This window comes from Saccharopolyspora sp. NPDC049357 (assembly GCF_040677225.1).
Classification (GTDB): Bacteria; Actinomycetota; Actinomycetes; order Mycobacteriales; family Pseudonocardiaceae; genus Saccharopolyspora.
On the sequence record NZ_JBFAQJ010000022.1, the window covers coordinates 1 to 13,799 of the forward strand.

Annotated in this window: 11 protein-coding genes; 6 read left to right on the forward strand and 5 right to left on the reverse strand. The window is 69.7% G+C overall.

Annotated features, from left to right (window positions below):
• Nucleotides 1-578 precede the first annotated feature (578 nt).
• The 3 genes from AB0J91_RS19170 to AB0J91_RS19180 all read left to right on the forward strand — a co-directional run bounded on the left by AB0J91_RS19170 (nt 579) and on the right by AB0J91_RS19180 (nt 6,213).
• Entirely contained in the window at nt 579-2,495 is a 1,917-nt protein-coding gene (locus AB0J91_RS19170; protein ID WP_363870498.1) for a glycosyltransferase, read from the forward strand.
• Nucleotides 2,496-2,504: 9 nt separating this feature from the next.
• Nucleotides 2,505-3,341, forward strand: coding sequence for a class I SAM-dependent methyltransferase (locus AB0J91_RS19175; protein ID WP_363870709.1), 837 nt, complete (start codon nt 2,505-2,507; stop codon nt 3,339-3,341).
• Between the two features lie 103 nt (nt 3,342-3,444).
• A complete protein-coding gene (locus AB0J91_RS19180) occupies nt 3,445-6,213 on the forward strand; it encodes an EAL domain-containing protein (RefSeq protein WP_363870500.1) in 2,769 nt (922 codons plus the stop codon).
• Nucleotides 6,214-6,286: 73 nt separating this feature from the next.
• Here AB0J91_RS19180 and AB0J91_RS19185 read toward each other — a convergent pair whose 3' ends face one another.
• A complete protein-coding gene (locus AB0J91_RS19185; protein WP_363870502.1) occupies nt 6,287-6,796 on the reverse strand; it encodes an SRPBCC family protein in 510 nt (169 codons plus the stop codon).
• Between the two features lie 88 nt (nt 6,797-6,884).
• Nucleotides 6,885-7,367, reverse strand: a complete 483-nt coding sequence (locus AB0J91_RS19190) for a hypothetical protein (protein WP_363794186.1) — start codon at nt 7,365-7,367, stop codon at nt 6,885-6,887.
• Here AB0J91_RS19190 and AB0J91_RS19195 point away from each other — a divergent pair.
• Nucleotides 7,366-7,731 (forward strand): hypothetical protein, encoded by a 366-nt coding sequence (locus tag AB0J91_RS19195; protein WP_363870504.1) that lies wholly within the window; start codon nt 7,366-7,368, stop codon nt 7,729-7,731. The two genes, AB0J91_RS19190 and AB0J91_RS19195, sit on opposite strands and share 2 nt — an antisense overlap.
• Before the next feature lie 215 nt (nt 7,732-7,946).
• Complete coding sequence (rpiA, locus tag AB0J91_RS19200; protein ID WP_363794188.1) at nt 7,947-8,699, forward strand: ribose-5-phosphate isomerase RpiA; 753 nt, start codon at nt 7,947-7,949, stop codon at nt 8,697-8,699.
• A 55-nt stretch (nt 8,700-8,754) separates the two neighbouring features.
• Here rpiA and AB0J91_RS19205 read toward each other — a convergent pair whose 3' ends face one another.
• Both AB0J91_RS19205 and AB0J91_RS19210 read right to left on the reverse strand, forming a co-directional pair.
• A complete protein-coding gene (locus AB0J91_RS19205; RefSeq protein ID WP_363870506.1) occupies nt 8,755-10,170 on the reverse strand; it encodes a selenium-binding protein SBP56-related protein in 1,416 nt (471 codons plus the stop codon).
• Nucleotides 10,171-10,272: 102 nt separating this feature from the next.
• Complete coding sequence (locus AB0J91_RS19210; protein ID WP_363870508.1) at nt 10,273-11,562, reverse strand: nucleotide sugar dehydrogenase; 1,290 nt, start codon at nt 11,560-11,562, stop codon at nt 10,273-10,275.
• A gap of 370 nt (nt 11,563-11,932) precedes the next feature.
• Here AB0J91_RS19210 and AB0J91_RS19215 point away from each other — a divergent pair, with 370 nt between their 5' ends.
• Entirely contained in the window at nt 11,933-12,130 is a 198-nt protein-coding gene (locus tag AB0J91_RS19215) for a hypothetical protein (RefSeq protein WP_363870511.1), read from the forward strand.
• On the opposite strand, the gene AB0J91_RS19220 is transcribed toward AB0J91_RS19215, so the two are convergent.
• Nucleotides 12,090-13,595, reverse strand: coding sequence for a glycosyltransferase family 2 protein (locus AB0J91_RS19220; protein WP_363870514.1), 1,506 nt, complete (start codon nt 13,593-13,595; stop codon nt 12,090-12,092). The genes AB0J91_RS19215 and AB0J91_RS19220 overlap by 41 nt on opposite strands.
• Nucleotides 13,596-13,799 lie beyond the last annotated feature (204 nt).

Below are 13,799 nucleotides of genomic sequence, written 5' to 3' on the forward strand. Positions count from 1 at the left end.
AACGGATCTGGTGCCGACCGGCCTCGGCCAGACCCAGGTCCTTCACGGCGAACTCGAGGCCGTTGACCTTCTGCAACTTGACGCTCATGACTTCCTCTCGGGTGCGAAGATTCATCGACGATCGAGTCCGAATTGGACTGCTTCGGCGGAGGTGCCGGACGGCGATCGCACGGGGTCGGCGAAGATTCGGCTCAACACGGCCCGGCGTCGTCGGCCGGTAGCCGTGATCCCTCTCGCGACATCAAAAAAGGCACCTCCGTCAGGAGGCGCCCTTACCGTGCTGTCCCTTTACCCCACCGGCCGAGCGTGGCGGACGTGAAGTCCGTTGCAGCGCCTCTCAGCTAGCGGTCGCGCTCCTGATCGGAGAGCATCGAGTCGGTCGAACCCGGCGTGCTCAAAATTCTGGTGACGCCCGGGGACTTTGTCAAGCTGGCAGGTCGGAGCACCCGTCTCGCCGAACATCACCTGTTCTGGTGATGTTCGGCTGGTGGGCCGTCGCGCCTTCAAGGTCCGCGCGCGCGAGCGCGATAAACATGAAAGTCACACCGTTGAGTTCAAAGCTAAAGAATGCGGCGCTCATGACACTTGTTGGCGGCATCCGGGGAGTGGACGAGAACGAGACGCTCCAGGCCGAACGGCCGGACCAACCCCGCCGGGGAAATCCCGGCCCGACCATGGCCATGCGGACGTTCTTCACGCCTCCGTTCGCCAGCCTGCCCGTTGATCTCTACGCCAAGATCGAGGACGGCGCGGCCACCCGGCACCGCAACGCGGTGACGGTCCACCCGCACAGCACGGTGTCCACCTCCACCTACTTCGGGCGCTTCCCCGCCAGCTACTGGCAGCGCTGGACGGCCGCCGCCGAGGTGACCGTCCGCGCGAACGTCAGCGGCGCCGGGATCGTGCGCGTGATGGCGTCCGACTCGCGAGGAGGAGCCCGCACGCTGCACACCGAGCGGGTCGCGGGAAGGACCACCGAGACCCAGGTGTGCTGGACCGTGGACATCGGCAAGTTCGTCGACGGCGGTGCGATCTGGCTCGAACTGATCACCGAGGCCGACTCGCTGCAGGTCGCCGACGTCGCGTGGTTCGTGCCCGCCCCGCCGCGCAGCCGCCCCACCTCCGCGGTGCTGTGCACCCACAACCGGCCCGACGACTGCCTGAACACGCTGCGCGCGCTGGCGGCCGACCCCGTGGCGATGAGCGCGCTGTCGGCGGTCTACGTGGTCGACCAGGGTGATGACACCGTCGAATCCCGCGAGTCCTTCGAGTCGGTCCGACGGATGTTCGGCGGCCTGCTGCACTACCGGCGCCAGCGGAACCTCGGTGGCGCAGGCGGTTTCACCCGCGGACTGCACGAGACGCTCGCCGACGACGAGATCGCGGCCAACGCGCTGTTCATGGACGACGACATCCTGCTGGAACCGGACACGGTCGTGCGGATGACGACGTTCGCGAACTCCTCCGTCGAACCGATCGTGGTCGGCTCGCAGATGCTGCAGCTGCTGCACCCGTACCGGATCCACGTCTCCGCCGAGCACGCCCGCTTCACCACGATCGAACCCGGTCTGGCCGTCGACGGCGGCCTCGACCGCGCCGACCTCACCGAGGAGCTGCAGGAGCGGCGGGTCGACGCCGACTACAACGCCTGGTGGTGCTGCCTGCTGCCGTCGGAGATCGTGCGCGACGCCGGCTACCCCATCCCCATGTTCTTCCAGTGGGACGACGTGGAGTTCGGCTACCGCATCCGGGGCCGTGGCCACGCGACGGTCACGCTGCCCGGGGCGGCGGTGTGGCACGCCGACTTCGACTGGAAGGACGAGGACAGCTGGGTCCGCTACTTCACCTTGCGGAACGCGCTGATCATCGACGCGCTGCACGGTGACTTCGACGGGACCGCCAGCGCGAAGGTCTTCCTCCGCTGGGCCGCCGAATGCCTGGTGTCGATGCGCTACGCCCAAGCCGAGGTGCTCATCGCGGCGGTGGAGGACTTCCTCGCCGGTCCGGACGTGCTGCGCGACGGCGACGCCTCGACGCTCGCGCGGATCGCCAGGATCCGCGCCCCGCACGCCGAGACCGCGCGGCACAAGCCCTCGCAGGTCCCGGGGCTGCCCGGTGCGTCCCGGCCGATCGCCAAGGCCGGTCCGCACCCGGCCCGGCGCAGGCTCGTGCTGGCCAAGCGCCTGGTCTGGCACCTGCTGGGCAGGGTCGGCGGCTCGGCGTCCATCTCGTCCGGCGACGCCCACTGGTGGCACGTCGGGCTCTTCGAGACCGCGGTGGTCACCGACGCCTCGCAGGAGTCGGTGTCGGTCCGCAGGGTCGATCGCGACGAGCTGCGCCGGATCGGCGCGAAGGTGCTGCGCACGGCGTTGCGGCTGCACCGCGAGGGGGACGGGGCGCGCGGTGCGTGGCATGCAGGCCATCGCTCGCTCACCAGCAGGGAGAACTGGACACGGCTGTTCCAGCTCGACGAAACCAACGCTTCCAAGGAGTAGATCGTGAACATGCTGTCCCGCGTCCTCTCCCCCGTGCGGGCCGCCGCACGGGAGAAGTTGCAGCGAGCGGTCTCCGAGGCCGTGGCGGGCGTGATCCGCCCGGAGATCGACCGCGCCGTCAACGCCACCCGCGACTTCGAGATGCGGTCCCGCCGCGACCTGTTCGCCGCCGGCGAGCGCGACGCCGCGGTCTCCACCGCACGGCTGGTGCACCAGGAGATGGCCTCGGCGCGGATGCTGCCCAACCCCATCGCCACCCTCAACCACGCGCTGTCGCTGGCCCCGGCCGAGGGCATGGCGCTGGAGTTCGGCGTGTACTCCGGCAAGACCCTCACCGAGATCGCCCGCTCCCGCGAGGGCGTCGACGTCTACGGCTTCGACTCGTTCGAGGGCCTGCCGGAGCACTGGCGGGCCGGGTTCCCCGAAGGCACCTTCGGCGGCGAGATGCTCCCCGACGGTCCGCCCGTGGTCGAGGGCGCCGAGCTGGTGGTCGGCTGGTTCGACGACACGCTGCCGAAGTTCCTGGAGACCCACCCGGGCCCTGTGGCGTTCCTGCACGTCGACTGCGACATCTACTCCTCCACCAAGACCGTGCTGGAGCTCGTCGGTCCGCGCCTGCGGCCGGGAAGCATCGTGGTGTTCGACGAGTTCTTCAACTACCCGGGCTGGCAGTTCGGCGAGTACCGCGCCTGGGGAGAGCACGTCGACGCGACCGGTTGGAAGTTCTCCTACGAAGCCTTCACCATCGACAACGAACAGGTGGCCGTCCGGCTGACCGACATCGGTTCCCACGTGGACATCGAGAGGTTCGCGCCGGCTCCCCGCGCCGCGGTTCAGCACCGCTGAACGCGTCGTCCCGCTCGCCCGGCACCGGGCGGGCGTCCGGGGGTCCGCCGGGAGGGAGTCGGCGAGGTGTGGTCGTCGGCGTCCGCCTCGAGAGCGGAGGGCCATGACTGAGAGCGACCGGCTGGACGGGGCGTACGGGCTTGACGTGGAGCTCCGCAACCTGGCCTGCGAGGTCAACCGGGCCGCCGCCTGGAGCTACCGGTTCTCCGACGGCGACCTGCGCTGGTCGGCGGGGATGGCGAGCCTGCTGCAGGTCGACGAGAGCGATCCGCATGAGCTCCCGCGCAGGCTGCGGGAGCTCATCGCACCCCTGGTGCACTCCGCCGAGACCAGGAAGGAGGACGGCTCGCAGTCCGTCGAGGAGCCGTTCCAGATGCCGTCCGGGGAGCGGCGTGCGATCTTCCTGCGCTGCCGCCCCACGCTGCACGGACCCGATCGTCGCCTGGTCGGGATCGCGGTGGACGTGGCGTACCCGCTGAGCGATGAGAGCCACGACACCGACATCGCCGACCGCTACCGGCGGCTGATCGAGCTGAACCCGGACGCGGTGTGCGTGCACCAGGACGGCGTCACCGTCTACGTCAACCCCGCCGGCGTGCAGATGATGCACGCCGCGTCCCCCGAGGACATCGTCGGGCACCCGATCACCGAGTTCGTCGCCGAGCACGCGCAGGCGGAGTTGTTCTCGCGGCTGTCGGTGGCCCACGATCCGGGGACGACCACGGAGCCCGCCGAGGCGGAGATGATCCGGGTCGACGGGTCGCGGATGCTGGTCGAGTCGATCGCGGTGCGCACCAGCTGGCACGGTCGCCCGGCGTTCCAGGTCATCCTGCGCGACGTCACCGCGCAGCGGAAGGCCGAGGCCGCTCTGCGCTACCAGGCGGCGCTGGTCGAGAACGTCAGCAACGCCATCGTCGCCACCACCTGGCACGGCGTGGTGACCAGCTGGAACCCGGCCGCCGAGACGATCTACGGCTGGTCCTCGGCGCAGGCGCGCGGGCGGCACGTCTCCGAGGTCGTGGGCGCCGAGATAGACCCGGCCGCGTTGCTGACCGTGGGCGGGACCGTGGAGGCCAAGCACCGGCACGCCGACGGATCTCCGGTGCAGGTGCGGATCTCGGCGGCGGAGATGAGCGACGGCTACGTGCTGGTGTGCACCGACGAGACGGCGCGGCGCCGGGCCGAGAAGCGCTACGCGACGGTGGTCAGCCTGCTCGACGAGGGCGTGCTGGTCATCGACGAGGGCGGCAAGGTCGTCATGGCCAACCCGGCGGCCACGTCCATCCTCGGGGCCCAGGAGGAGGACCTCGTGGGCACCCGGCCCGAGTCGTGGATGACGTTCGACGAGGACGGCAACCAGCTCCCGCAGGCGCCGTCCCTGCGCACTCGGCTCACCGGTGAGCCGGAGAACCGGCGCGTGGCGCGCTTCGAGCGCTCCGACGGCAGCAGCGTGTGGCTGGCGATCTCGGCGCGCTCGCTGACCGCGGACGATTCGCCGCCGCACCGGACGCTGGTGTCGTTCACCGACATCACCGAGCCGCGGGCGTTCCGCAAGCGGTTGGAGCGGGAGGCCACCCACGACCCGCTGACCGGGCTGGCGAACCGGACGATGGTGTTGCGCAGGTTGCAGGCCGCGATGGGCGAGCCCGACCGCACGGTCACGACCGGCGTGATGTTCATCGACCTGGACAAGTTCAAGATCATCAACGATTCGCTGGGCCACGTCGTCGGTGACGAGGTCCTGCGCGTGACCGGTGAACGCCTCCGCGCCGTGATGCACTCGGCTGAGCAAGTCGGCAGGCACGGCGGCGACGAGTTCGTGGTGCTGGTGAACGACGAGGACGGCGGCTCGTCCCTGGGCGCCCTGGCCGAGGCGATCCGGCGGCGGCTCACCGAGCCGATCACGGTCGAGGGCAGGCAGCTGCACGTCGACGCCAGCATCGGCATAGTGCTCGTCCCGCCCGGCGATGCGCGCACCGCCGAGGACGTGCTGCGCGATGCCGACGTGGCCATGTACGAGGCGAAGACGCGGGGCCGCGGGCGGGCGGCGTTCTTCGACGTGCAGCTGCGCGAACGCCTGCAGCGCTACCTGGAGCTCGAGCAGGACCTGCGCTCGGCAATCGACCGCGGCGAGCTCTGGCTGGCCTACCAGCCGATCGTGAACCTGCACGCCAACCGCGTCGGCGGGGTCGAAGCGCTGCTGCGCTGGACCCACCCGGTGCACGGGCGGATCTCCCCGGACGAGTTCATCTCGATGGCCGAGGAGAGCGATCTGATTCACCACATCGGGTCGTGGGCGCTGTCCACCGCGATCGAGCAGATGGCCGAGTTCCGCAGGCGGCACGGCCTCGACCTGCGGGTGAAGGCCAACCTGTCGGCGCGCCAGCTGGAGGACCCGGGCCTTCCGGAGGCGGTGGACGAGGCGCTGCGCAAGTCGGGGTTGTCCGCGAAGTCGTTGTCGCTGGAGCTCACCGAGAGCGCGCTCATGCACGACCCGGCGACCGCCACCCGGATGCTGCAGGAGCTGCGCCGGTACGGGATCCGGCTGGCCATCGACGACTTCGGCACCGGGTACTCCTCGCTGGCGCAGCTGCTGCGACTGCCGCTCGACTCGCTGAAGATCGACCGGTCGTTCATCGACGGCATCGCCCACTCCCACGACGCGGAGGCGCTCGTCAACAGCATCTCGGCGATGGCCCACGCGGTCGATCTCGCGGTGATCGCCGAGGGCGTGGAGACCGCCGAGCAGCTGGAGGTGCTGCGGCGGTTGGGCTGCGACCAGGCGCAGGGCTACTACCTGGGACGGCCGGTGCCGATCGAGGACCTGGCCGCGACCATCGAGCTCGCCGACCGGCGCACGAAGGGCGATTGAGGCGGGTCGCGCGGTGCGACCCGCATGTCCTCGAACGCCGTCTCGTCGACGAAGCCTTGTTCGACGAGCGTGCCTACCGGGCTTCGGCGAGTTCCTTGATCCCGGCGAGGTTGGCGGTCATGCCGCGCTCGAAGTCCCGCAACCGGACGAAGACGATCTTCTGCTCCTTCTCCGGCATGCGTTCGATGGCCAGGCTCAGCCCGGAGGGCGCCGGACCCATCCGGGCCCACTGGCTCAGCTGCGTGCCACCGTCGGCAGGACGCAGGGCGAACCGCCAGGACGCCATCGGGTTCTCGGGATCCCGCACCGCCCAGCCGAAGACCCGCTGGGGCTCGAACTCGACGACGTGCGAGGTGGTGGTCCACTCCCCCAGCGCGTCGTGGCGGTTGCGCCCGGTGAACCGGGCGCCGAGCGACGGCCCGCGGGCGCCGTCGAGCCACTGCACTTCCTGCAGCTCATCGCTGATCCGCGCGATCAGCTCCATGTCGGTGACCAGTTCCCACACGTGTTCGGGTGGGGAGTCGATCCAGGTCTCGACCTCGACCGTCGGCCCGTCGGCGTAGCGCGCGCCGGTCCACTCCATGCTCGGCGACCCCCTCGTCGTGTGGTGTTGACCAGTAGGGTTTCTTGACGAAACCCGGGTTGTCAACTACCGCACGACGAGGAGGCCGTCAGCCGAGCTGCGAGATCGAGACGGGCACCGGTACCTGCGGAGCGGCCCGGCGAGAGGTCTCCAGCACGCGCTTGATGACGGTCACCACCTCCCGTCCGGGCTTCGAGCAGGTGAACGCGGCGCGAGCGTGCTCGCTGATCGCCGCGCGCACGGAGACCTCGATCTCCATGTGCCGGAAGAGGTGAGTCGTGCCCTCGACCTCGGAGAAGCTGTAGGTGATGGTCACCGAGGACGTGTCATCGACACCCCGGGACCGGACGATCCAGCGGCGGCCCGGTTCGGCTTCCAGTATCGCCCAGTCCTCGCCTTGCGGCTCCCGCCACGTCGTGCCTGCGGGCTGTCTGCCCCGTGGCACGAGTGTCCAACCTGGATCGGTCACCGGCCGGCCGTCCTCCCAGTTCGCCGGATCGGTGATGTAGCTGTAGACGTCCATGGCCGGGCACGCGATGTCGGTCTCGGCCATCGTCGAATAGAAGGGCATGGCTCACGCGTCCTTCCACTCAATTGTTCCCCCTGGGGCGCCCCGCTACCGGATTACCCCCACCGGACCATTGTTGGGCCCGAAAGGGAATCAGCAACTCGATCGGAACCTGGTGATCGCGCAACAGGCACGACTTCAGGCGGCAGCGGTGGCGCAGAACACATTCGCGGCGGTCTCCGAAAGCCCGTGCGACGTAGTCGCTTTCATGACCGCTCTCTCCGAATCGGACACCGGCGGCGCACAGCGCCCGCCGAGGTCGGCGGAGCCTACCGAACGCGGCGATCCCGGCAAGATCGCGAGCATGCTTCAAGTTGCCCTCGAAACGGCCCTGACCCGCAGGTTCATCGCACCGGCAACATCATGACCGAACGACGCCGCCGTCACCCGATGGGTGGGGGTTTCCAGATCGATTCCGAAGTCCGCGACGGGGTCCGTCGCGGCCCCGGCGACGCGCCGGACGTGCCGTCAGGAGCGACCCCGCGACCGCCCGCGACCAGCGCATGTACCGTGACTGGCGAACCCACCGGCCGGCCCGCCGGGCGGTGATCCGCTGGAGCGTCCACAGGAGACTTACGACCGATGCAACCGAGTAACGAGCAGGACCGCGCGAAGTGGGCCGCGGGTACGGCCGTCATCGACGCCTACATCCGCGACGGCATGAAGCTCGGCCTGGGCTCGGGCACGACCTCGCACTGGTTCGTCCGCGCGCTGGGCGAGGCCGTGTCGAACGGCCTCAACGTGGTGGGCGTGCCCACCTCGACCGGCACTCGTGACCTGGCGCTCGAGGTCGGCGTGCCGCTGACCACGCTCGCCGAGGTCGGCCGGCTGGATCTCACGGTCGACGGCGCCGACGAGATCGACCCCGCGGGCCACATGATCAAGGGCGGCGGCGCCTGCCTGCTGTGGGAGCGCATCATCGCCGACACCTCGGACAAGATGGTGTGCGTGGTCGACGAGGGCAAGGTCGTCGACCAGCTCGGCAAGTTCCCGCTGCCCATCGAGGTCGTGCAGTACGAGTGGCAGGCCACCGAGCGCGCCATCAGCTCGCTGCTGGACGACCTGGGCCAGCCCGGCGTGAAGCTGACCCGCCGCGAGAAGGACGGCGGCCCGCTGGTCACCGACAGCGGCAACTTCATCGTCGACGCCCACCTCGAGGCGATCAAGGACCCGATCGCGCTGGACTCGCAGCTCAACTGGATCCCCGGCGTGGTGGAGAACGGCCTGTTCACCGGCATCGCCGCGGAGGTCGTGATCGGCCGTGCGGACGGCAGCCACGAGATCCGCGACGTCTCGGCGACCCCGTCGGCCCGCCCGTCGACCCGCGGTCGCTGAAAGTCATCACCCGATCGAGGGGTCGTGAGCGCTGCTCACGGCCCCTCGTCGCGTTTCAGAACCCCGCGTAGCAGTAGGAGTCCGAGGAGGCGTCCCCTCCTTGGAGCCGGACCTGGTGCGCCCGACGGCCCCGGAAGTCCTCCCCGTGGGGGAAGAAGCCCTCGTCGACGGTCAGGCCGCCGCGGTGCGGGTCGGTGGAGAGCTTGGCCATCCACGCGCCGACGCCGTCGGGGTAGAACTGGTCGTCCCACGACCCGTAGAGCGAGTTGGTCAGGTAGATCCGCGTTCCGTCCCGGCTGACCTCGACCATCTGCGGCCCGCCCGCCAGCGGCCGGTCCGGTGCCGACGGGTGCGCGACCCGGCCCACGATGCCGCCGAGCCGGACCGATCCGGCTTCGCGAGGCGCGGCGGGATCCCTGACGTCGTACTGCTTGAGCTCGCCGGTCCCCCAGCACGAGACGTAGAGGAAGCGGTCGTCGACGGACAGGTTGATGTCGGTGACCAGTGGCGGGACGGCGCCGAAGGGCTTGAGCGCGGGTGGGAGCAGTTCGGCGTCGGCGGGTTCGGCGGGGATGGTGATGACCTTGTCGGCCGTCCACCGATCGCCGTCGCGCCGCCAGCGCCACACCGATGCCGACAGGTCTTCGGTGCTGATCACCACGCCGGCGAATCCCCAGGTGGCGTTGGGATCGTGCGAGGGCCGCAGCTCCAGCACCATCTGGTGCTCGGCGCCGAGGTCCACCCGCTGCACGTGCTCGCCCTCGGCGAGGTCCCAGAAGTGCAGGGCGTGGCCGTACTCGTTGGCCAGCAGCAGTTCGGGCACCACGCCGTCCTCGATCATCGAGGGCGTGCCCCACTCGCTGGTGATGAGGGTGTTCTGGTTGAGGTGCCACCAGGCGTCGTAGGCGAGATGCTGCGGGCCCCGGTCGGTCTCCCACGCCCGCACGACCTCGAAGGTGTCGTGGTCGAGCACCGCGATCCCGCCCGGTCCCCCGTCGCCGTCGGCGGCGCCGAGGCACGACAGGTAGATGCCGTCGGGGCCGCAGTGCAACGTGTGCGGACGGGAGTACCCGGCGCGGGCGGCGAGCTCGTCGGCGGCGATGGTGCGCACCAGGTGGGGCTGCTTCGGGTCCGGGTGGGTGTCGTAGATGTGCAGGTTCGAGGAGCGCAGGCCTGGCAGCAGCAGGTACCGGCGTTGCAGCCCGTCGGTGTGGTGACCGGCGTGGGCGAAGGCGCTGCTGCACGCGTTCCAGCCGAAGTGGTGCAGCTCGTCGCCCTTGGTCGGCAGCTCCGCCCATCCCACGATCTGCCCGTGCTGGGCGGATTCCGGGTCGGTGTCGATGACGGCGAGAGCGTCGGGTTGTTCGGCCGCGCGGTCGAAGGTGACCACGTAGGCCAGCTTCTCCGGTGGCGCGGCGATCGCCTCGGCGGGACTGCGGTAGAAGGTCGGATCGACCGCGGCATGGCTCATCTCGTCCTCCTCGGGAGATGGCGTTCGGTCGCTCCAGCATGGTCCCGCACTCCCGCTTCAGCGACCGTGTCCGCACCCCGGGACGCCGCGGGTCGAGTGGTCCTACAGGTGCGCGCAGCGCAGCTCCGGGCTGAGCCGGTAGGTGGTGTCCAGAACCGCGTTCTGGCCGCCCAACCAGCCCGGATCGCACCCGGGGTGCATCGTGTGCACGATCACGAGGTCCCACTCCTGCGACTCCACCTGGTCGCTCGACAGCACCGTGGTTTCACCCAGCAGGAGGGTGGGGACGTGGGGATCGGCGTAGGAGACGTCGACTCCGAGGCCCGCCAGTTCGGCCATGATCTCCAGGGCCGGGGACTCGCGGATGTCGGCGACGCCCGGCTTGTAGGCCACGCCCAGCACCAGGACTCGAGCTCCCGCGACGCGCTTCCCGCGATCGGCGAGCAGTTGTCGAGCGCGGTCCACGACCCTGCGCGGCCGGGCCGCGATCGAACCCATCGCCGCGTTCATCAGCGGGGCGGGCAGGCGTTGGGCGCGCAGCTGCCACAGCAGGTAGTGCGTGTCGCAGGGGATGCAGTGCCCGCCGACTCCCGGACCGGGGTGGAACGGCATGAACCCGTACGGCTTGGTGGCGGCGGCCTCGATGACCTCGATCGGATCGACGTCGAAGGCCCGGCAGCTGTCGGCGAACTCGTTGATCATCGCGATGTTGACCGCCCGGAAGCTGTTCTCCAGCAGCTTGGTGAGCTCGGCCGCCTCCGATGAGGACACCGCGTGCACCGCGGCCGCCGTGCTCGTCAACGCTTCCTGCGCCCGGCGGCCGCATTCGGCGCTGATCCCTCCGACGACGCGCGGGGTCGCGCGCCGGTCGTGGCGGGCGACGCCGGGGTCGATGCGCTCGGGGCTGAAGGCGACGTAGACGTCCTCCCCCGCGATCCACCCGTTGCGGTGCCGCAGCGGTTCGGCGATGAGGTCGCGGGTGCAGCCGACGTAGGTGGTGGAGGTCAGCACGATCGTCTGCCCCTTGCGGGCGTTGGACACCACCGATGCGCACGCCGCGGTCAGCGCGCGCATGTCGGGCACCAGGTGGGCGTCGACCGGTGTGGGCACCGAGATCAGCACCACGTCGGCCTCGGTGACCGCCGCGGGGTTCGTGGTCATCGTCAGCAGGCCGTTGGACAGAGCTCGGCCCAGCCGCTGGTGGTCCGCTTCGGCGAGGTCCACGTGCTCGGCCTTGATCGCCAGCAGGCGGGACTCGTCGACGTCGATGCCGATCACGGCGATTCCGGAGTCGGCGAGCGACAGCGCGGTCGGCAAGCCGACGTAGCCGAGACCGACGACCACGGCGTTGATGGATGTGCGCGGGGACTGGGTCGCCGACTTCGTGCGCACTTCTGAATTCGGCCATGCCCCATGCCTGTTCGCTGTACTCATCGCTGGGGACTCCTCGATGCTTCTGCACGTCATGTTGAGTTTTATCGGGGCGCAGGCGGATTCGCTGATCCGCTGGTGCTTTCCCGGAGACGCCACCGGGTGTGGTGCTCGCCGGTGCGCTGGTGGCACCGACCGGACTTACCGTTGACCATGCACCAGCGTGGTGCGAGGCCGTAGAGGACAAAGGCCTGAAACGCCCCGGTTCGGGACTTATGCCTCGGCTTTCGCGTGGCGATGCGGCGCACAATCGAGGTGTCGATGCCGGCGGCCTGCCGTAGCTCGCAGACGGTCAGCGCCGCCGCGACCGGTCCCGCACGAGGAGGTCCACATGGACCGGCAGCAGTGGGATCGCCACGACATCGCCGCCTACCTCGGCATTCGAGTGGGATCGGTCAACGCCTGGCTGGCCCGGCACGAGATCACCCCGGTCGCACGGCGTCCCGCAGGACGCGGGGCCCTGGCCAACCTCTACGACGCCGACGAGATCAGACGCGTCCGGGCGGCCGGTCGCCGGTGGCGGAACTGACCTCCGCGACCGCGCGCCTCGGACGGCGCCGCCACGCGGTGGTGAGGACGGCGGCCGCCAGGAGCAGTGCGGCGACCAGGACGGCGCTGAGCACTCCCGCCATCGCCAGCCCCACCGCGGAAGCCACCGGCAGCACCACGACCGCGTCCAGCAGCACGATCCGCCGGGTGCTGGAATTCGACGGCACCTCGACCGGGCGGCGTGAGCGCGGCAGCGCCGTCCACTTGCGCGGAGAGGTCCAGCGCCCGCTGGACTTCGCGCGCCACAACCGGTACAGCGTCCACATCGTGGCCGTGGCCTCCACGACCCGCACCAGCAGGAACCCGAACCCGTAGATCAGCAGGCTCGGACGGCGGCGCAACACGGCCACCAGGCAGGTCAGCAGGTAGTCGGGCAGCAGCAGGAAGACCGCCAGGTTGAACGGGGACACGTAGGGCTCCACCACCTCGTGGACGTCCCGGTACGCCGGCCAGTCGAGCACCCAACCGCCGGTCAACGGCACCAGGACCACCAGCGCCGCGACGACGACGAGGCCCAGGATGATCAGGCTCGACGAGACGACCTCCAGCATGAACACCGCCGTGGTGAACCAGAACCGCCCGATCCACATGCCGTGCCTGCGCAGCGTCTGCCACAGCCCCAAAGCCCAGCGCCGCACCTGCCGGTAGTAGTCCGCGAGGTTGTCGGGATCATCGGTGGTCGCGTGCACCGAGTGCGAGAAGGCGATCTTGCCGAGCCGCTTGTGGTGCAGCTCGAAGGTCATGTTGAAGTCCTCGATGATCAGGCCGGGCGGGTTGAGCTCCATGCTCGGCAGCACCGAGGTCCGGTACATGCTGGCGAAGCCGGGAACGATCGGGGTGACGTTGATGTAGCGCCAGGACTGGCCGTAGCGCATCCACTGCATGATGGTCCACAGCCGCGCGCGGTAGGAGATCAGCAGTCGTCCGACGAGGGTGTGCTCCTGCGGGTCCCACGGGGTGCGGACGCAGCCCGCGACGGCGGCGTAGCGCGGGTCGTCGAGCATCGGGAGCCCGTTGGTGAGGTAGTCGGCGTCGACCTCGGTGTCGGCGTCGATGATCAGCAGCGCTCCGAACCGGCGGGTGATGTCGAAGTGGGCGATGGCGGCCTCCATGGCCCCCGCCTTGCCGCGCCCCGGGTTGAGCTCCAGCACGCGGACGCCGAACTCGGCGGCGATCTCGGCCGTGCGGTCCTGGCAGCCGTCGGCGAGGACGTGCACGTTCTCGGCGGGCACGATCCGCATCGCCGAGGTGATGGACTTGGCGATGCCGCCCTCTTCGTCGTGCGCGGGGATCACCACGGCGACTTGGTCGGGACGCATGCGGGTCGGTGGAACGGCGGTGTCCTGCTGCGCTCGGCGGCGATCGTCGATGCGGCGCAGGAACGCGATCGCCGTCCACACCGGCACGTTGATCCCGAACACGAGGAACAGCAGGACCCATTCCACCGCCCTCACCTCAATCCCGTTGAATTCCCACGAAGCGCTCTCGCCATGCGACAACGGCGAACCCGATTCAGACAAGTGGTTTTCACCCGTTCGAGTATTCATTCTTTTCGCCTGGACCGATCTGCCACATCGTGGTGCACAGTGTTGTCAGCGAACACGTTCGACGTTCGGCTCAGCACTGATGCCCCGCATCGCGCGAACACC